At 74.5% G+C, this 17,815-nt stretch carries 16 protein-coding genes; 5 read left to right on the plus strand and 11 right to left on the minus strand.

Translation table 11 applies throughout. The features are described from left to right. Positions 1 to 220: 220 nt before the first annotated feature. Positions 221 to 1,249, plus strand: coding sequence for a hypothetical protein (locus ACN260_RS17315; RefSeq protein ID WP_422752100.1), 1,029 nt, complete (start codon positions 221 to 223; stop codon positions 1,247 to 1,249). A gap of 141 nt (positions 1,250 to 1,390) precedes the next feature. On the opposite strand, the gene ACN260_RS17320 is transcribed toward ACN260_RS17315, so the two are convergent. Genes ACN260_RS17320 through ACN260_RS17330 form a run of 3 tightly spaced genes read right to left on the minus strand, consistent with a single transcriptional unit; the run spans position 1,391 to position 3,815 of the window. Then, on the minus strand, positions 1,391 to 1,855 hold the full coding sequence (locus ACN260_RS17320) for a hypothetical protein (protein WP_422756740.1): 465 nt from the start codon (positions 1,853 to 1,855) through the stop codon (positions 1,391 to 1,393). Positions 1,856 to 1,860: 5 nt separating this feature from the next. Then, positions 1,861 to 2,505 (minus strand): RNA polymerase sigma factor, encoded by a 645-nt coding sequence (locus ACN260_RS17325; protein ID WP_422752101.1) that lies wholly within the window; start codon positions 2,503 to 2,505, stop codon positions 1,861 to 1,863. Continuing rightward, a complete protein-coding gene (locus tag ACN260_RS17330) occupies positions 2,502 to 3,815 on the minus strand; it encodes a S8/S53 family peptidase (protein ID WP_422752102.1) in 1,314 nt (437 codons plus the stop codon). The genes ACN260_RS17325 and ACN260_RS17330 overlap by 4 nt, the downstream gene beginning before the upstream one ends. A gap of 188 nt (positions 3,816 to 4,003) precedes the next feature. Here ACN260_RS17330 and ACN260_RS17335 point away from each other — a divergent pair, with 188 nt between their 5' ends. Beyond that, positions 4,004 to 6,616: a CHAT domain-containing protein gene (locus ACN260_RS17335; protein ID WP_422752103.1), complete on the plus strand. Its 2,613-nt coding sequence runs from the start codon at positions 4,004 to 4,006 to the stop codon at positions 6,614 to 6,616. Between the two features lie 27 nt (positions 6,617 to 6,643). On the opposite strand, the gene ACN260_RS17340 is transcribed toward ACN260_RS17335, so the two are convergent. Beyond that, the gene (locus tag ACN260_RS17340) at positions 6,644 to 7,426 is read right to left on the minus strand and encodes an inositol monophosphatase family protein (RefSeq protein ID WP_422752104.1); all 783 of its coding nucleotides are present in this window, start codon (positions 7,424 to 7,426) and stop codon (positions 6,644 to 6,646) included. Positions 7,427 to 7,617: 191 nt separating this feature from the next. Here ACN260_RS17340 and ACN260_RS17345 point away from each other — a divergent pair, with 191 nt between their 5' ends. Continuing rightward, entirely contained in the window at positions 7,618 to 9,318 is a 1,701-nt protein-coding gene (locus ACN260_RS17345) for an aminotransferase class V-fold PLP-dependent enzyme (RefSeq protein ID WP_422752105.1), read from the plus strand. Between the two features lie 85 nt (positions 9,319 to 9,403). On the opposite strand, the gene ACN260_RS17350 is transcribed toward ACN260_RS17345, so the two are convergent. The 7 genes from ACN260_RS17350 to ACN260_RS17380 all read right to left on the minus strand — a co-directional run bounded on the left by ACN260_RS17350 (position 9,404) and on the right by ACN260_RS17380 (position 16,462). Further along, on the minus strand, positions 9,404 to 9,994 hold the full coding sequence (locus ACN260_RS17350) for a hypothetical protein (RefSeq protein WP_422752106.1): 591 nt from the start codon (positions 9,992 to 9,994) through the stop codon (positions 9,404 to 9,406). Continuing rightward, on the minus strand, positions 9,991 to 11,397 hold the full coding sequence (locus ACN260_RS17355; RefSeq protein WP_422752107.1) for a hypothetical protein: 1,407 nt from the start codon (positions 11,395 to 11,397) through the stop codon (positions 9,991 to 9,993). The genes ACN260_RS17350 and ACN260_RS17355 overlap by 4 nt, the downstream gene beginning before the upstream one ends. Continuing rightward, a complete protein-coding gene (locus ACN260_RS17360; RefSeq protein ID WP_422752108.1) occupies positions 11,394 to 12,194 on the minus strand; it encodes an ABC transporter ATP-binding protein in 801 nt (266 codons plus the stop codon). Before ACN260_RS17360 ends, ACN260_RS17355 begins: the two co-directional genes overlap by 4 nt. A gap of 106 nt (positions 12,195 to 12,300) precedes the next feature. After that, entirely contained in the window at positions 12,301 to 13,104 is an 804-nt protein-coding gene (locus tag ACN260_RS17365) for a hypothetical protein (RefSeq protein ID WP_422752109.1), read from the minus strand. Then, positions 13,101 to 13,658 (minus strand): RNA polymerase sigma factor, encoded by a 558-nt coding sequence (locus ACN260_RS17370; protein ID WP_422752110.1) that lies wholly within the window; start codon positions 13,656 to 13,658, stop codon positions 13,101 to 13,103. Before ACN260_RS17370 ends, ACN260_RS17365 begins: the two co-directional genes overlap by 4 nt. A gap of 150 nt (positions 13,659 to 13,808) precedes the next feature. After that, the gene (locus ACN260_RS17375) at positions 13,809 to 15,659 is read right to left on the minus strand and encodes a putative bifunctional diguanylate cyclase/phosphodiesterase (protein ID WP_422752111.1); all 1,851 of its coding nucleotides are present in this window, start codon (positions 15,657 to 15,659) and stop codon (positions 13,809 to 13,811) included. Beyond that, positions 15,656 to 16,462: an SAM-dependent methyltransferase gene (locus ACN260_RS17380; protein ID WP_422752112.1), complete on the minus strand. Its 807-nt coding sequence runs from the start codon at positions 16,460 to 16,462 to the stop codon at positions 15,656 to 15,658. Before ACN260_RS17380 ends, ACN260_RS17375 begins: the two co-directional genes overlap by 4 nt. Positions 16,463 to 17,120: 658 nt before the next feature. Here ACN260_RS17380 and ACN260_RS17385 point away from each other — a divergent pair. Together ACN260_RS17385 and ACN260_RS17390 are read left to right on the plus strand one after the other, a co-directional pair. Next, positions 17,121 to 17,291, plus strand: coding sequence for a hypothetical protein (locus ACN260_RS17385; RefSeq protein WP_168222526.1), 171 nt, complete (start codon positions 17,121 to 17,123; stop codon positions 17,289 to 17,291). 134 nt (positions 17,292 to 17,425) lie between these two features. Then, entirely contained in the window at positions 17,426 to 17,788 is a 363-nt protein-coding gene (locus tag ACN260_RS17390; RefSeq protein ID WP_422752113.1) for a hypothetical protein, read from the plus strand. Positions 17,789 to 17,815: the final 27 nt, after the last annotated feature.

Below are 17,815 nucleotides of genomic sequence, written 5' to 3' on the forward strand. Positions count from 1 at the left end.
TCACGCCGGAACCACCGTGTCGTTTCGGGTGGAACCCGCCGGGACACATGCGCACCAGACATCGATGGCTGTCTTATTTGCCGGTCCTGGCGTCATCTGACGGCCAACGCGACGACGGTATTTCCCGGCACGTTCACGGCTCTTCAACGACGTCATCGCGTCGACACGGCATCGCAACACGCCGGACTCGACGTCCCCCGCCGATGGGAGAAAACCTGTCATGGGCAAGGTAGGAAAGCGCGTCCGCCGCTCGACGCTGGCCGTCCTCACGGGCGCGGCGCTGGCCGGGCTGCTGGCGGTCACCGCCGCCGCCGCGGCACCCGGTGAGGCACCGCAGGGCAAGGCCGCCGCGGCAGCCCGCACCGACGTCTACATGAAGGACGTCACCGCCGACACCGGCATCCAACCGCACTCGTACAGCCCGCTGTGGGCCAGTCCCGACATCAAGGTCTGCCCGACGGCCGTGGAGTGCTCCGTCAGCCAGAACCCGAGGGTCGGGGTCACCAACTACCTCTTCATCAAGCTGCGCAACAACGGACCGTACGGCTCGGGCATCGACAACGGGGTGCTGCGCGTCTACCGGACGACCCCGGGCGGCGGCGCCACCTGGCCGACCCACTGGACCCAGATCGGCGCGGTCAGCGTGCCCGTCTACCCGGGCGTCACCACCGTGACGGTCCCGTGGACCGGGGTGCCCGGACCGGGGCACTTCTGCCTGCTGGCGCGCTGGGTCTCGCCCACCGACCCGATGACCTTCGAAGGGCCGAGCACCAGCGTCAACACCCAGTACAACAACAACGTCGCCTGGCGCAACGTCGACTCGGTCCGACTCGTCTCGGGCGGGCCCCGGGTCGTCCGGCCGTTCGCGATCGGCAACGTGACCGCCGCGGAGACCAAGAACGACCTGGTCTTCACCCAGCCGGCCGAGCAGGCCCAGGGTGCCCGGGTCTTCGTCGACCTCGGCCCGACCCTGTTCGAGCGCTGGCAGTCCACCGGCAAGGTCGGCACGGGGGTCCGCCAGGTCGGCAAGACCGAACTGGAGATCGTCGAACCCACGAAGGCCAGCATCAGCGGGCTGCTGTTGAAGCCCGGTGAGCGCCTCGAGTTCTCCCTGGCCTTCTCGGCCGACACCGCCCTGGCCAAGGAGACCGCGCTCAACGTGACCCAGTTCGGACCCGACGCCGACGGCACCGCGCGGGCCGACCTCGGCGGGGTGCAGTACCTGCTGGCGGGCGAGCAGCGGGGGTAACACCGTCACCACCGCAGGACGGGGGCGCGGGCCGCACGGCCCGCGCCCCACCGTCGTGGGTCGCGGGTCACCACCGGGCACGGACGACGGCGGCACGGGCGGACGCCGTCGAGAGGGCGGCGCACCGCCGCCGGGCCGGGGTCAGCGCAGACAGACCCAGGCGGTGGACACCGCATACCCGACGGTGCGCGCACACAACTGGACCGGGCCCGGCGGTGGGACACCCAGCGAGAAGAAGCCCACGGCGTCCACCGGCGCCTCGTCGTAGGTGCCGGCGGCCGTCCGGGCACTGACCCGCCCGCCACCGGACGGGGAGAGCTGACCGACGATCCCGGCATCGGTCACCTCGATCTCCACCAGCACCGACCCGGCCCGGAAGGACAACGTCCGCGCGGACGCCGCGGAACGGGTCATACCGGCCAGCTCGGCGTCGACCGCCGAGTCGAACGTCAGCTCGGCGACCGCCAGTTCCGCGTCGGCGGTCCGCCAGGTGAACGCGGCCAGGGCCGCGCTCAGGTACGCCTCCGAGACCGGCCCGGTGTCCCACAGGGCCGCACCCAGCTCCGTCGTCAGCGCCTCGTCATCCGCGGGCGGCCACGGCTCCATCCGGTTCACCCCCGTTTCGTACCGATGGTGGAAGCTCCGAGAAACTCGACGATCGCCGGGCACTCCCGCAGCCTACGCAGGCATCGTGCCTGGGTCGGGCCGATGCTGCCGACCGGCACGCCCAGCCGTTCGGCGACCTCCCGGTAGCTCACCGGCGGGTCGGCCGTCAGCAGCGCCAGCAACGCCTGGCAGCGCGACGGGAGCTGCACGAAACCCGCCCGCAACGCCTGCCGGCGCTCCGCGCGCAGCAACTCGTCGTCCGGAGCGGGTGCCATCGCGGCCAACTCCCGGGAGAACCCGTGCTGGAGCTCCAACGTCTGGTCGTAGGGGTCGACGGGGTGCGACCGGCGGCTCACCCGGGACAGCCGGTAGCACTCGCGGCGGGTCGTGGTGGCCAGCCAGCCCGGTAGCGCCTCGGGTTCGCGTACCCGGCCCAACTGCTCCACCAGGCGCAGCCAGACGGTCTGGTTGACGTCGGCCGCGTCGGAGCGGCTGAGGTCGTAGGCGCGGATCACCGCGTACACGATCGGGGTGTACCGGCGGACCAGCTCGGCCCAGGCCGACTCGTCGCCGCGGGCGGCGGCGGACAGCAGGCTGGTCGCGCTGGCACCGGTCGCCGGGTCACCGCCCGGGGCGTCGACGCGGCTCATCCGACGAGGACCCCGTAGTCGGGATGCCAGCGGGGGGCGGCGAGCAGGCTCGCACGCGCGGCAGCGGCGCTGATGCCCCCGGCGGTCATCATCGCGGCGAGCCGCCCGGAGACGTGCGCGGTGGCGAACGAGGTGCCGGCCCAGACGGCGAACCCGTGGAACTGCCGTGCCGGCCTGCCGGGCAGCGGGAGCTGGCCCTCGACGTAGGTACTGTGCCGCTCGCCGACGGCGCAGGCGTCCACCCAGGGCCCGTAGCAGCTGTCGGCCGCCGGCACCGGGCCGCCGGTCGTCTGGCTGACCGCCGCGACCGCCACCACCCGGTCCAGGGCGGCCGGCCAGAGCGGGCGGCTGGTGCCGGCGTTGCCGGCCGCCGCGACCACGGCGCTCGTCGCCGGCAACGCCGCCACCGCGTTGGCCAGTGGCAGCGACGGCTGGTCGTCCAGGGTGTAGCCGCCCAGCGAGAGGTTGAACACGGTGACCTGCGGCGCGAGCCGGCTCAGGGCGGCCACCACCGTCGACTCGTCGCCCACCCCGGTCGGGTCCAGGGCCAGTTCCGGGTCGACGCGGACGCCCGGGGCGGCCTGCCGGACCACCCCCGCGACGAAGGTGCCGTGCCCGCCCTGCGGGGCGAGCACGTCGGTGTGGACGTAGAGCGGGTCCTCGTCGTCGGGTTGCGGAAGGTAGGTGCCGCCGAGCCACTGCGGGTGGCACGCGCCGGCCTGCTGCCAGATCCCGGTGTCGCAGATGCCGACGGTGACACCGGCGCCCTCGCCGAGCCGGGTCGGGTCGGGGGGCGGCAGCGCCGCGGCGGCGCGGGGCGGGGTGCCCGGGTTGCCCATGATGTTGCCCAGCCCGAGCAGCACGTGGTGGGGTTGCACGGCCGGCACCGGTTGGCCGGGCCACTGCTGGGGGTCGCGCAGTTTTCGCACCACGCCGGGGATGTCGGTCTCCCGGTCGAACAGCAGCCGGGTGACACCGGCGAATCCGGTGCCGACGGTCACCGGATAATCGTGGGCGCGCAGCCAGGTGGCGACCCGTTGGGCGTCGGCGGCGGCGGCGAGCAGTTGCCGGGGGCGGTAGAGGATCTCCCGGCCGGGGGCGGTGTAGCGGCGGACGTTCTGGTCGGCGGCCAGGGCGGCCTCGAACGCCTTCTGGTAGGCGTCCGCGTCCGCGTCGCCGGCGGTGGCCGGGGCCGGACGCGGCAGCACACCGAACGGCACCGCCACGGCCAGCGCGGACAGCGTCAGGATCCGCCGTCGGGACAGTGGGCCGCCCGGACCCGGCACGGTGGGGTGGTCAGACGGCGGCACGGATCCTCCATGCTCGTGAAAGAAGCGTGCCCACCGAGGGCGGGCGCGGTGAATTCCCCGACCGCCAATTATTCCGCACCATCGCCGCTTGTCAATTAGGGGCAAGCGAGCAGGACACCCATTGACGACATTCCCGCGATGGATTCTCGACGTTGACTCGCGGCTGTTCGTCGTGGACTCTCTAGGGCATGCCCGACAGCACCGGTTGCGGTGCCGCGGCGGCCCAGGCGGCGCTCGACGCCGTCCAGCGATACCCACCCGAGGCGATCAGCATCGCCCAGCGGGTCCTCGCCAGCCAGACCGCCGACGACGACGAGCGCTCCGCTGCCGAGCGAGCCATCGGGCTGGCCCTGCGCGAACTCAACGACCTGCCCGGCGCGCTGCGCCACCTACGCCGGGCGGTGCGGGTGGCCGGCACCCCCCGTACCCGGGCGCTGGCCCGGATGAGCCTCGGGTACGTGCTGGCCAACGCCGGTCGTACCGCCGCCGCGCTGCGGGCGGTGACCGCCGCGCTGCCCCAGCTCACCGGTGCCGACGCCGGCCGGGCCCGGATGCAGCGGGGGGTCGTGCTGCACTACCGCGGACGCTACGCCGAGGCGGTGCGCGACTACGGCATCGCCATCGACATCGCCCAACGCGAGAACGATCCGCTGCTGGAGGCCCGCGCCCGCAACAACCGGGGACTGCTCAACGCGCACCGCGGTTCCTCCGGTGGCCCCGGCGACGACCTCTCCCGGGCGGCGGCGGTCTTCCACCGGCTCGGGCTCGACCTCGCCGCGGCCGACGCCCGGTGGAACAGCGGCATCGCCGCCGGGCAACGCGGCGAGATCGCCGTCGCGCTGCGCTGCTTCGCCGACGTCGACGAGGAGTACCGGCGGCTCGCCGTCCCGCGTCCGGCGCTGCTGCTGGACCGGTTCGAGCTGCTGCTGTCGGTGCCACTGCTCGACGAGGCGGTCGGGGTGGCCGCCGCCGCGGTACGGGAGCTGCACCGCCGGGGCATGGCCTCGGACCTCGCCGAGGCGCTGCTGGCCCAGGCCCGCGCCGCGTTGCTCGCCGACGACCTGGACACCGCGACCGCGGCCGCAGCCCAGGCCCGGGTCAGGTTCCGGCGTCAGGGTCGCCGCACCTGGGCCGCCTTCGCCCGGCACGTCGAGCTGCGCGCGGAGTTCCGCCGGGGCACCCGGACGGCGGCGCTGCTCACCGCGATGGTGCGGACGGCCGACGAACTCGACGCCACCGGGTGGCCGGGGCCGGCGCTGACCACCCGCCTCGAAGCCGGCCTGCTGGCTGCCGCCTCGGGTCGGGTCGACCGGGCAGTGACCCTGCTCGACGTGGCCGCGCAGGCCCGCCGTCGGGGCACCGCCTCCCGCCGCGCCCAGGGCTGGTACGCCCTGGCCCGTTCGCGTCGGCTCACCGGTGACGACGCCGGGGCGGCCCGGGCGCTACGGCGGGGGCTGGCCGTGCTGGACCGGCACCGCACGTCGCTCGGTGCCACGGAGCTGCGCGCCCACAGCGGCACGTACGGTCGGGAACTGGCCGCCGAGGGTCTCGACATCGCGGTGCGGGCCGGCTCCCCGGCCCGCACCCTGGCCTGGGCCGAACGCTGGCGGGCCAACACCCTGCGGATGCGTCCGGCGCTGCCCCCGGACGACCCGGACCTGTTCGCGGCGCTCACCGAACTGCGGCTCGTCAGCAGCCTGCTGGAGGACGAGGTGCTGGCGGGCCGGCCGGCACACGCGCTGCGTGGCCGGCAGGCGCGGCTGGAGCAGCGCATCCGGGACCTGGCCCGCCGGGTACCTGGCGGGACCGGTGTGGTGAACCCGCCCGGCGTGGGCGTGCTCGCCGGACGGCTCGGTGCCCGGGTGCTGGTCGAGCTGGTCGCCCACGGCGACCGGCTGCGGGCGGTGCTGGTCCGCGACGGCCGGGCCAGCCTGCACGATCTCGGTCCGCTGGCCGAGGCGGTGCGCCTGACCCGGTGGCACCGGTTCGCCCTGCGCCGGCTGGTCACCACCGGCGACACGGCGACCGCGCGGGACGGCGCCGGACACGCCGCCGCCGCACTGGACCGTCAGCTCTTCGATCCGCTGCGCCGGCACCTCGGCGACCGTCCCCTGGTGATCGTGCCGGTCGGGGCCCTGCACGCGGTGGCCTGGTCGGGTCTGCCGACCTGCGCCGGGCGCGCCGTGACGGTCGCCCCGTCGGCCACGGCCTGGCTACGGGCGGACGACGGTGAACCCTCGGCCGGGCCGTCGGTGCTGGCCTGCGGGCCGCGCCTGCCGGCGGGTCAGGCCGAGGTGGGTCGGCTCGCGCGGGTGCTGCCGGGGGCGACCCTGCTCACCGGCGCGGACGCCACCGCCGCCGCGTTGACCGCGGCGCTCGACGGGGCCGGACTGGTCCACATCGCCGCCCACGGCACCTTCCGCGCCGACAATCCGCAGTTCTCCACACTGGAGCTGGCCGACGGACCGCTGTTCGCCTACGAGTGGGAGCGGGTCACCCGTCCGCCCGGCTGTGTGGTGCTGTCCGCGTGCGACTCGGGGCTGACCGGGGTGCGCCCCGGTGACGAGGTCATGGGCTTCACCGCCGTGCTGCTCGGCCTGGGGGCACGGTGCCTGGTGGCCACCGTGCTGCCGGTGCCGGCCGACCCCACCACCGCGCTGATGCTCGACCTGCACCGACGGATGCGGGCCGGGCTGCGACCGGCGCAGGCGCTCGCCGACGCCCAGCGGGCCTTCGTCGCCTCCGGTGACGGCACCGCCGGGGCCACGGCGGCGGCGTTCGTCTGCCTCGGCGCCGGGTGACGCCCCGCCCGGCACCGCCGGTGCGGGTCACCCCAGCGTCGCGACCCGGGGACGCAGGCCGTCGATCAGCTCCGGCGGCGCGGCGAGCACCCGGCTACCGCTCACCTCCACCGCCGCGCCGGCCTCGACGGCGATCACCTGACCGGCCGCCCAGTCCCAGCGGAACGTGCGGTCCTCGACGTAGGCGTCGCAGCGTCCCGCCGCGATCCAGGCCAGCGCCAGCGCCGTCGAGCCCAGCATCCGCACCCCGCGCACGTCACCGGCCAGGTCGGTGACCACGGCCGCCTGCACCCGGCGGTGGGCGACGTCGTAGGCGTAGCCGGCGGCGAGGACGACCTCGCCGAGGGTGACACCGGCACGCCGGGTGAGCGGCACGCCGTTCAGCACCGCGCCGCCGCCCCGGACACCGCAGAACGTCTCGTCGTGGACCGGGTCGTGGACCACCCCGACGACGGGCCACCAGCCGTCCGGGGTCTGCTGCTCGCAGGCGACGCTGACGCACCAGAACGGTATTCCCGAGACGAAGTTGACGGTGCCGTCGAGGGGGTCGAGGACCCAGCGCAGCCCGGAGTCGCCGACGTGGTCGCTGCCCTCCTCGGCGAGGATGCCGTCGCCAGGGCGACGGGCGCGCAGCAGCTCGACGATGCGCGTCTCGCTGGCCCGGTCCGCCTCGCTGACCAGGTCGGTGGGGGCGGTCTTGTAGTCGACGCGGCCGTGGTCGCCGAAGCGCCGCAGCAGTTCCCGACCACCGAGGCGGGCCGCCTCCTCGGCGACCCGCCGGCAGTCGTCCAGCTCGGCAGCGGTCGCCATTCGCGCTCTCCTCGGGTCGTCGGCAGGGCCGGTGGAGATCGTCGCACCCGTACGGGCGCGGGCACCAGGCGGACGCGGCGAGCGGCGGGGCCGGCCGGTCGGGCACACTGTGGACAGCGGTCGGGGAACCGACGCTCGCCGACACCCCGTCGACCCGCCCCGTCGCCATCGCCGTGGGGAGGCAGCGCGACATGGGTACGGTCGACACAGAGCGGCTGCTGGCGCGGATCCGCGACGGGGTCATCGGCGAGGGCGAGGTGCTCGACGGCCCGTACGGGCCCCGCCGGATCACCTACGCCGACTACACCGCCTCCGGCCGGGCGCTGGACTTCGTGGAGGACACCGTCCGGGACTGGGTCCTCCCCCGCTACGCCAACACCCACACCGAGAGTTCCGCCACCGGCCGGGCGACGGGGCGGCTGCGCGAGGACGCCCGGCGGACGATCCTCGACGCCGTCGGCGGCAACGACGACCATGCGGTGATCTTCTGCGGTGCGGGGGCCACGGCGGCGATCGACAAGCTGGTGGGCATCCTCGAACTGCGGCTGCCCGACGGGCCGGCGCGCCGCCACGGCCTGCTGGACGCCATCGCCCCGCACCAGCGCCCGGTGGTCTTCGTGGGCCCGTACGAGCACCACTCCAACGAGCTGCCGTGGCGGGAGACGTACGCCGACGTGGTCGTCATCGGCGCGGACGCCGACGGGCACATCGACCGGGCCGAGCTGGCCGAGCGGCTGGTCAGCTACGCGGACCGCCCGCTGCGGGTCGGCAGTTTCTCCGCCGCCTCGAACGTCACCGGCATCCTGTCCGACATCGACGCGATCGCGGCGTTGCTGCACGCCCACGGCGCGCTGTCGTGCTGGGACTACGCCGCCGCCGGCCCGTACCTGCCGATCCGGATGGGCGAGTCGACGCCGGGCGCCGCGGACGGCAAGGACGCGGTGTTCCTGTCCCCGCACAAGTTCGTCGGCGGCCCGCAGACCCCCGGCGTGCTGGTGGTGCGGCGGGATCTGATGCGCAACCGCATTCCGGTGGTGCCCGGCGGCGGCACCGTGGCGTTCGTCGACCCGGTGGGGCACCGGTATCTCGACGATCCGGTGGCCCGTGAGGAGGGTGGCACGCCGGCGATCGTCGAGTCGATCCGGGCGGGCCTGGTGTTCGCCCTCAAGCAGTCCGTCGGCACCGACGTCATCGCCGAGCGTGAGCAGCGGCTGTGGTCGCGGGCGTTGCGCCGCTGGTCGACGAACCCGGGGATCGTGGTCCTGGGCAACCCCCGGGCGCGGCGGCTGCCCATCGTGTCGGTGCAGATCCGCCACGGCGCCCGCCACCTGCACCACAACTTCGTCGTGGCGCTGCTCAACGACCTGTTCGGCATCCAGGCCCGCGGCGGCTGCTCCTGCGCGGGCCCGTACGGGCACCGCCTGCTCGGCATCGACGAGGAACGGTCCCGGGCGTTCCGGGTGGAGCTCGCCCGGGGGTGCGAGGGGATCAAGCCGGGGTGGACCCGGATCACCTTCGGCTACTTCCTGTCCGACCGGGTGGCCGACTATCTGATCGACGCCGTCGACCTGGTCGCCCGGCAGGGGCACCGGCTGCTGGCCGACTACCGCTTCGACGCCCGTACCGGCCTGTGGCGGCACCACCGGGGGCCGGGCCGGTCGGTGGGTCTGGCCGACCTGGCCCGGCTGGTGACCGGCGGGGAGCAGCCGGCGGCACCCCGACGTCGGGCCGGGGAGGATGCCCTGGCCGGCTACCTGCACGAGGCGCGGGAGATCCTGGCCGGCCGCCGGGACCAGGTCGACGAGGGGCCCACCGGGCTGCCGGCCGGCGTGGAGGCGCTGCGCTGGTTCCACCTACCACCGGCCTGCACCGCCGCCGCGTCTCCGCGCTGACCGGGCGACGCCCCGCCCGGCCGCCCGGTCATCCCCCGCCGCGTCCGGCGGCGGCTCTCCTGCCCGCCGCCGGACGTCGGAGCCGCTACTCCGCCGGGTCGGTGCGGGCGGGGCCGGCGACCGCGTAGCCGACCAGGCCGGCGAGGGCGAAGGCCACCGCGGTCACCGTGGCGGCCCGGCTGTCGGTCGGCTGGCCCTGCCAGGTGGCGACGGCTCCCCAGGTGCCGCCCTGCGGGTAGATGGCCGCGATGGTGGTCCAGCCCACCGGCAGGAACCAGGATCGGGCGGCGCCGACCACGCTCGTGCACAGCGCGGTCAGGCCGAGCAGCCCGGCGGTGTCGCGGACCACAAGTGCGGCCGGCCCGAACCGGGCTCCGGTGTGCAGCGTGGCGAGCAGTACCGCGAGGACGAGCACTCCGCCGGCGAGCAGGTGCACGCCGCGTCGCCAGGGCCAGCGCAGGGACGCCGTCCGGTCCAGGTTCGCGTCCGGGCCGGCGAGGGTGGGGGCGAGCGCCGCGACCATCATCAGGACGGTCAGCACGACCAGCAGCGGGGTGGCGTCGCGGTCCTTGGCCAGGGCCCGGTAGAGGGCCCAGAGCACTGCGGCACCGCCGACCGCCGCGGCCAGGGCCACGGGTACCCGGCGTGCGCGCAGGTAGAGCAGCGTCCCGGTCACCTGGCGCTCCGGGACAGCAGGCCCGCGGAGTCCTGGCAGGCCCGCGCGGCGTCGCGGACGGCCGTCACCCGGGCCACCGCCTCCGCCTCGGGTAGTGCCCGCAGGCCCTGCCACAGGGCCTTCGCCCCGGTGGTGATCGCCGGGTCCTCCTCGATCATGCCGGGAACCAGCCCGACGTCCGAGCGCGGCTCGCGACCCATGAGCCAGTACGCCGCCGCCCGTTCGACCGTCTCGTTGCGGTTCTGGCAGTCGTAGTCGTACGGGACGCCCAGTCCTTTGACGACTTCGAGGAACACGAGGTCGGGGTGGGCGAGCCGGCCCCGCTTGTCGATGCGGACCTCGACCGTGACGACTCCGTCCCGGGCGGCCGGCTGCTCCCGGCGGTACCCGATCGTGCGGGTGTCCTCGTGCACCATGGTCGGCGCGTCCGGCAGCTTCGCCAGCGCCGCGAGGCCCTCCCGGGCCGGCGGGGTGATCGTGTCGAGCACGTTGGCGTGGACCCGGCTGACGCACACCGTCGGGGTGTCGTCGGTGCAGACCAGTTCCCGCGCGACCGGGTCGACCGGCCAGGTGAGCACGTCGCGGTCGGTGGGGAGGATCGCTGTCGCCACCCCGACGCCGAGCAGCACCGGCAGCACCGCCACCGCCCGCAGCCGCCAGCCGTCGGCGACGAACAGCAGCAGGCCGGTGACGGCGAGCGTGATCATCGAGATCGCCAGCGCGCCGCTGACCCGGTTGTCGATGGTCTGGTACTCGTGGAAGCCGCCGGAGCCGTGCGCCGGGGAGATCGCCGCGGCCACCCGCTCCGGGGGCGAGATGGTGGCGAAGAAGACCAGCAGCACGCCGCCCACCGCGAGCGCCGGGGCGGTCACCAGGGCGGGCAGCAGCCGTCCGATGCCCAGTCCGAGCCACGCCGCGGCGACCAGGGACAGCGCGCCGACCGCGGTGACGACGACGAAGTTCAGCAACGGCAGGTATGAGGCGGTGGTGACGATCCAGGCGATGCCCGCCGCGGTCACCACCAGGTAGGCGACCACGAGGGTGAGGGCCATCGTGCCGAGCACCGGCAGCATCCGGGCGGCGCGGGGGCGGGCGGTGGTGGCGAACAGTTCGCCGACCTTCGCCCGGTGTTCCCGGCGGCCCTGCCAGGCTCCGGCCGCGAGGGCGAGCGGCCACATCAGGAGCAGGTACTCCCGGATGGCCAGGGCCAGGGCCATCCAGCCGGTCGACCAGCGGCCGGTCGCCACGTACAGCGCCCCGACCCCGACCACCACCGTGATCACGGCGGCTCCCAGCGCGGCGGAGCGGCGCAGTTCGATCCCCATGACGCCCACCCGGGCACCCCGCTTTTCTTCGGGCCGCCGGGCGGCGGCAGTGTCCACGTCGACGGCCCGCCCGCTCATCGGGTGGCCTCCGCGCGGTGCTGACGCAGCAGCGCCGAGTAGCCCCGCTCGGCCGGGCTGTCACCGGCGTGACCCGAGTCGCCCTGTGCGGCCAGCACCTCGGGCGTGCCCCGCCACACCAGGCGGCCCTCGTTGACCAGGACGACGTCGGTGCAGGCCGCGACCACGTCCTCGACCAGGTGGGTGGAGACCAGCACGCAGGTGTCGACGCCGAGGTCGCGCAGCAGTTCCCGGAAGTCGAGCCGTTGTTCCGGGTCGAGGCCGACGGTCGGCTCGTCGAGCAGCACGAGCCGCGGATCGTTGACGATGGCCTGGGCGATGCCGGCCCGGCGCAGCATGCCTCCGGAGAGCGTCTTCATCCGGGCGTCGGCCTTGGCGGTGAGCCCGACCCGGTCGATGGCCCGCTGCACCGCCTCGGCGACGCCCGCCTTGGGCATCTCCTTGAGCCAGGCCATGTAGCCGACGAACTCCCGCACGGTGAACCGGGGGTAGTAGCCGAACTGCTGCGGCAGGTAGCCCAGGGCGCGACGGACCGCCCGCAGCTCGGAACGGCCGTCGACGGGGTGTCCGAGCAGGGTCAACCGGCCGCCGGCCGGGGACACGACGGTCGCCAGGGCGCGCATCAGGGTGGTCTTGCCCGCGCCGTTGGGGCCGAGCAGTCCGTGCACGCCGGTGGGCAGGGCCAGGTCGAGGCCGTTGACGGCGAGGTACCGGCCGGCGCGGACCTGGAGGCCCTCGGCGTGGATCGCCCAGGGATGGGTGGTGGTGGTCGTCTCGACCGCGCTCACCGCACGCATCGTCGCTGTCTCCTTCGATAATTGCCAGGGCAGGGTGGCGGTCCGGCCCGGTGGCCGTACCGCTCCGCAAGGTCGGGGGTGTGGTAGGTAAGGGCAGGGGTGGGGATCAGTCGTGGTGGGCCAGGCGCCGGAAACCGTCGACCCGGAGCAGGGCGACGACGGTCAGGACGGCCGTGACCAGTGCCCAGGTGCGGGCGCTGTCCGCCGACAGCACCACCGGCATCCGGGCGGCGACGAGGCTGGGGGCGATCACCGCGAGCGTCCAGGCCGTGATGAGGCCGAGCGCGGCGCGGCGTACGCCGACGAGGGTACCCAGCAGCAGGGTGGCGGCGGTGAACGCCAGGCAGGGCAGCAGCAGCAGCGCCATCGACGCCCCGGTCCCGGCGCCGACCACGGCGAGCGCGGGGATGACGAACGCCAGCACCGCAGCCGTGCGCCGCAGCAGCATCGTCAGGCCGGCGGCGGGCGTGGCGGCGATCAGCTCCCAGGCCGGGTCGGCCCGACGGTGCCAGGCGACCGCCACGCCGGGTAGCGGCGCCAGCGGCGCGATCAGCAGCACCACCGAGGGGAGGCCGACCCACAGCGCGCCGAGCAGCGCGGCACAGCCGAGCACCGTCACCGTCATGACCAGCCAGGGCAGCAGGGTGCCGACGAACCAGCGGTGCCGGGCCACCGACCAGGGCCGGCTGCGGCGGGCCGGGGCCGGGGTCGCCGCGATCTCCCGGTCCAGCGCGGTGGCGACCAGATCGATCACGGTCCGGCTCTCCGCCGTGGTGCAGCCGGCCAGGCGGGCGCGGCAGTCGGCGCAGTCTTCGAGGTGCACCTCGATCGCCCAGACGCTGGCCTCGTCGAGACCGGGGTCGCCGGTGGCGTAGCGGTCGATCTGGGTCAGGTTGGGGTGGGTGGTCATGACAATGCCTCCCGTAGGGCGACCCGGGCCCGGCGGACCCGGGACTTCACCGTGTTTTCCGGTACGCCGAGCAGCACCGACGCCTCGCGCGCCGAGAGCCCGTCGAGGACCGTGGCCCGCAGGGCGGCCCGGACCCCGGGCGGCAGGGTGAGCAGGGCCTGCTCCAGTTCCTGGCCGATCCGGGCGGCCATCACCTCGTCCTCGGCGGCGGGGGCGGTGGCCGGCATCAGCTCCACCTGCGGCACCTGGCTGCGGCGGGCGCGACGACGGAACGCGTCGACCAGCCGGTGGGCGGCGATGGTCCACAGCCAGCCCACGGCGCTGCCCTGCGCCTCGCCGCCGGTGCGCGCCCGGGTCCCGGCGAAGCTGCCCGCCGCCCGCCAGACCGCCAGGTAGGTGTCCTGGAGCACCTCGGCCACCATGTCCGGGTCGGCGCAGCGGCGGCGCAGGCGCACCTCCAACCACGGGGCAGTACGCCGGTAGAGCTCGTCGAACGCCTGGCGGTCGCCACGGGCGACGCGGCGTACGAGTTCACCCTCGTCGTCTGCTTCCATGTCTGTCCTCACACCTGGTAAGACGACGGCCGCACCGGATCGGGTCCCCGATCGAAGTGACCGGCGTCATATCTTCGCCGGATCGGTTTCCTTCCATCCTGACGCACCCGTCCGGGGCGGTCCGCGGGCGGTCTGCCGCGTAGCCGCAGGTCAGCGCTGCGGGGCCGGGAAAGCCGGCAGGGCGGTGTCCCGGGACACCGCGTCGAGGTCACGCTGCGCGACGATGCCGGCCGTGATCTCCTCGGGCGGCACCGGCCGGCCGAAGTGCCAGCCCTGCCCGTTGTCACAGCCGGTCGCGGCCAGCCGGTGGGCCTGCTGGGCGGTTTCGATGCCCTCGGCGGTCACGACCAGACCGAGCCGGTGCCCGAGGGACACGACGGTACGCAGGAAGTCGTCGTCCGTGCCGGGCCGGCGGGCCCCCGGTTGCCGGACCGGCTGCGCCGCCGGACGGGTCAGGCTGGCGTCGAGCTTGAGACCGTACAGCGGGAGGGCGCGGAGGTTGGCCAGGTTCGCGTAGCCGATGCCGAAGTCGTCGAGGACGATCCGGACGCCGAGGGCCATCAGCGCCGCCAGGGACTCCGTCACCGCGCCGGTCAGGTCGATCACGGCCTGTTCGGTGACCTCCAACTGGAGCAGGTGGGGCGGCAGGCCCGTCCGGTCGAGGATCTGCGCCACCTCCCCGGCCAGGCCGTTGCGGCGCAGCTGGCGTACCGACACGTTGACGCTGACGTACAGCCCGGATTGGATCCGCTGCCACCGGCTGGCCTGCTGGCACGCCTGTTCCAGCAGGTGGCGGCCGAGTGCCACGACGAGGCCGGTGTGTTCGGCGAGGTCGATGAACCGGGCGGCGGTCAGCAGTCCGAGCCGGGGGTGCCGCCACCGGGCGAGTGCCTCCACGCCGGCCAGCCGTCCGGAGCGCAGCGCGGCGATGGGTTGGTAGGCGGCGGTGAACTCGCCCCGGTGCAGCGCCGCCGGCATGGCCGCCGACAGCCGGTAACGCGCCGCGTCGGCGGCGCTGCGGTCCTGGTCGAACCGGCGCAGGGTGGCCTTCCCGTCGGCTTTGGCCCAGTGCAACGCGATCTCGCTGTCCCGCATCAGGGTGGCGCCGTCGTCGGCGACGGCGCCCTCGGCCACCCCCGCGCTCGCCGTGAGGGGCACCTCGGTGTCGTTGACGTGGAACGGGGCGGCGAGCGTGGCCAGTGCCCGGTCGGCGATCTTGATGGCGTCCTCGGCGCAGGCGGTGTCGCGGACGAGGATCGCGAACCGGTCGCTGTCCAGCCGGGCCACCAGGTCGATCCGCGGGTCGGTGAGGGCGGCGAGGCGGTGGGCGATCTCACGGAGCAGCAGGTCGCCCACCTGGTGTCCGAGGACGTCGTTGACCGCCGCGAAGTCGTCGACGTCGAGACAGCAGACCCCGACCCGGTCGACCGGCACGGCGGCGGAACAGAGTCGTCCCAGTTCCTCGGTGAACCGGGTCAGGTTGGGCAGGCCGGTCAACTGGTCGTGGGTGGCGAAGCGGCGGAACCGGGCCTCGCTAACCCGCAACGCCTCCTCGGCCTGGGTGCGGGCGGCCAGCGCGGCCAGCCGGACCGCGTCCTGTTCCCGCAGGCTGCGGTCGTGGGCGGCGGACGCGAAGCCCGCCGCGAGCTCCGCCAGCAGGTCGTTGAGCCGGGTGGCGCGGGTGGGATCGGCGGCGATGCCCAGCGCGGCGGGCAGTCGAGCGCCGATGACCGCGATCGTTCCGCCGAGCGCCTCCGGCGAGCCGAAGCCGGCCGCCACCAGAGCGGCACCGATCCGCTGGCCGTCGCCGGGCCTGCCCGGGTCGGCGAGGACGGCGGTGACCAGCTGGTCGGCCAGTGCGCTGACGATCCGGTGCCGCTGTTCGGCGGTGACCGGCACGTAGTGGGCCCGGTGCAGGGCGGTGGCCCACGCCGCGACGAACTCCTCGACGCCCGGCCGGTGCCGGTCGTCGATTCCGTCGGCGTCGGGCCGATCGCTCACCTGCGGCGTCCGACCCCGACGTAGAAGCTCATCCGCTCCGGGTGCTCGCCGACCTCGGCCGGCGACTCGGGACGCCACAACGGTGACCACACCACGCCGGGCTCCACCAGATCCAGGCCGGCGAAGAAGTCCTCCACCTGGGCGCGGGTGCGAGCGGTGACCGGCGTGTTGGTCCGGCCGCTGAGCCGGGTACCCTCGCCCATCTCGTCCGGTCGGCTGTCGGCGGTGACGTGGCTGATCGCCACGCAACTGCCGGGGGCCAGGCGCGTCCACAGGCGCTTGATCAGGCCGTACGGGTCGTCGTGGTCGGGGATCGCGTGCACCACCGAGACGAGCAGCAGGCCGACGGGCCGGTCGAGGTCGAGCAGCCGGCGGGTCTCCGGGTGCTCGAGGATGGCCTCCGGGTGGCGGAGATCCTCGAGCAGGGCCACCGCGTTGGGTTGGCCGGCGAGGATGTGCGTACTGTGCGTCACCGCCACCGGGTCGATGTCCACGTAGACCACCCGGGCGTCCGGGTCGACCTGCTGGGCGATCTCGTGCACGTTGCCGACGGTGGGGATGCCGGAGCCGATGTCGAGGAACTGCCGGACGCCCTGGTCGAGCATGAACCGCACCGCGCGGTGCAGGAACTCCCGGTTCGCCCGCGCGACCAGGCGGAGATCGGGCACCGCGGCCAGCGCCTGGCGGGCGAACTCCCGGTCGACCTCGAAGTTGTGCGAGCCGCCGAGCCAGTAGTCGTAGGCTCGCGCCACGCTCGGCCGGCTGAGATCGACATCCGCTGGCGCCCACTCCGGCCGTTCCATCGCCGCCCTTCCTCACCACCATGGCGTGACCGCCGCCACTATAGTCGGATATCTTCCACTTCCGTACCGCGCTCACGATGCGGCACCACGGCGACGGCCACCGATCTTCCGTCCACACGGTACAGACATCGACCGTCGCGCGCCCGGATCGGGTCGGGAGTCGACGGACGGTGGCGGTCCCCGTCCACTCCGCCACCGTTCAGGTTGCGTTGGTAGCTTCCGGCCGCAGCGGTTTCCACAGTGGATGTCTTTGAAGTCGTTGCCGGGCAACGATTCCGTGCCGGGTAGTTGAACCTGACCGGCGGCAGCCACGACGTGGATACGGCCAGCCCGCGTACGGGCACGGCGGGTACGGGCATCCGGGCGGCCACCACAGGGAGGGGCACCACGACCACGACGGGCCCGGCATGGGCGCGGTCACCACCGGTGTGCCCGGTGGCGCGGCGCTCGGCTTCGCCGGCAGCATGATCGCCGACGAGATCCTCGACGACGAGGACGAGGGCGACGACGAGGACGCCTGATCTCACCCGGTGGCCCGGGACTCCCCCGGGGCCACCCGGCCACCGCCCGCGCAGACCCACTGCCGGGCGGACCGCGACGACGCCGGCACGGCCGCCGCCGACAGGCGCACCCGACCGTCGTGCCGGATAATTGTCCGATGACAAACCCTGACCTCGACCCGGACGTGTACCCACCCCTCGACCCCCGCGAGCCGGTGCCGGACGACGTCGGCGAACTCCTCCCCGACACGCCCGGCGAGCTGCCGGAGGCCCCGGTCGAGCCGATGCCCGACGACGGCGATCCGGGCGGCGTGCCCGAGCCGGCCTGACGGCGGGCCCGTCCAGACCGGCCGCACCACCGGGCACCATCCGGTCACGCCCCGGTCGGCGCGGGTGACGGTCTGGTGGGCGGGACGGGTCCGATCGGCCTTCGAAAGCGACCGGGGTGCGGGACAATGCGTCCATGACCTCCACCGGATCGTCGCGGCTGTCGTTGTGGTCCACCGACTCGGTGTTGTCGATCGGGTCGCGGGGCTCGGTGCTGTCCATCGGCAGCGTCGGGTCGATCGCCTCCGTCGGCAGCGTCGGCTCCGCCGGATCGGTGCTGTCCATCGGATCGGCGCTCTCGGTCGGGTCGGCCCTGGCGTGGCGGTCGCGCTGGTCGTTGCTGGCCGACCGTTCCTCGGGGGTCGCGTTGGGTTCCCGCGCGAGCGCCCGCGAGCTGGCCGGTCCGTCGGCGATGGTGGCGGCCGTGGCGCTGGCCGCCTATGCCGGCTACCTCCTCACGCGCAGCCGCCGACCGGACGACGAGGGTCGAGGACGGTGACGCCATCCGGGACGGCGGGGCCGCGTC

This window comes from Micromonospora sp. WMMD708 (assembly GCF_049315245.1).
GTDB lineage: Bacteria > Actinomycetota > Actinomycetes > Mycobacteriales > Micromonosporaceae > Micromonospora > Micromonospora wenchangensis.

Bases quoted from the DNA above. Each gene is read 5' to 3' on its own strand.
- ACN260_RS17340 (WP_422752104.1), bottom strand. From the start codon at position 7,426: ATGGCGACCGCTGCCGAGCTGGACGACTGCCGGCGGGTCGCCGAGGAG.
- ACN260_RS17380 (WP_422752112.1), bottom strand. From the start codon at position 16,462: ATGGAACGGCCGGAGTGGGCGCCAGCGGATGTCGATCTCAGCCGGCCG.
- ACN260_RS17385 (WP_168222526.1), top strand. From the start codon at position 17,121: ATGACAAACCCTGACCTCGACCCGGACGTGTACCCACCCCTCGACCCC.
- ACN260_RS17335 (WP_422752103.1), top strand. From the start codon at position 4,004: ATGCCCGACAGCACCGGTTGCGGTGCCGCGGCGGCCCAGGCGGCGCTC.
- ACN260_RS17370 (WP_422752110.1), bottom strand. From the start codon at position 13,658: ATGGAAGCAGACGACGAGGGTGAACTCGTACGCCGCGTCGCCCGTGGC.
- ACN260_RS17325 (WP_422752101.1), bottom strand. From the start codon at position 2,505: ATGAGCCGCGTCGACGCCCCGGGCGGTGACCCGGCGACCGGTGCCAGC.
- ACN260_RS17345 (WP_422752105.1), top strand. From the start codon at position 7,618: ATGGGTACGGTCGACACAGAGCGGCTGCTGGCGCGGATCCGCGACGGG.
- ACN260_RS17320 (WP_422756740.1), bottom strand. From the start codon at position 1,855: ATGGAGCCGTGGCCGCCCGCGGATGACGAGGCGCTGACGACGGAGCTG.
- ACN260_RS17360 (WP_422752108.1), bottom strand. From the start codon at position 12,194: ATGCGTGCGGTGAGCGCGGTCGAGACGACCACCACCACCCATCCCTGG.
- ACN260_RS17390 (WP_422752113.1), top strand. From the start codon at position 17,426: ATGACCTCCACCGGATCGTCGCGGCTGTCGTTGTGGTCCACCGACTCG.
- ACN260_RS17315 (WP_422752100.1), top strand. From the start codon at position 221: ATGGGCAAGGTAGGAAAGCGCGTCCGCCGCTCGACGCTGGCCGTCCTC.
- ACN260_RS17365 (WP_422752109.1), bottom strand. From the start codon at position 13,104: ATGACCACCCACCCCAACCTGACCCAGATCGACCGCTACGCCACCGGC.
- ACN260_RS17355 (WP_422752107.1), bottom strand. From the start codon at position 11,397: ATGAGCGGGCGGGCCGTCGACGTGGACACTGCCGCCGCCCGGCGGCCC.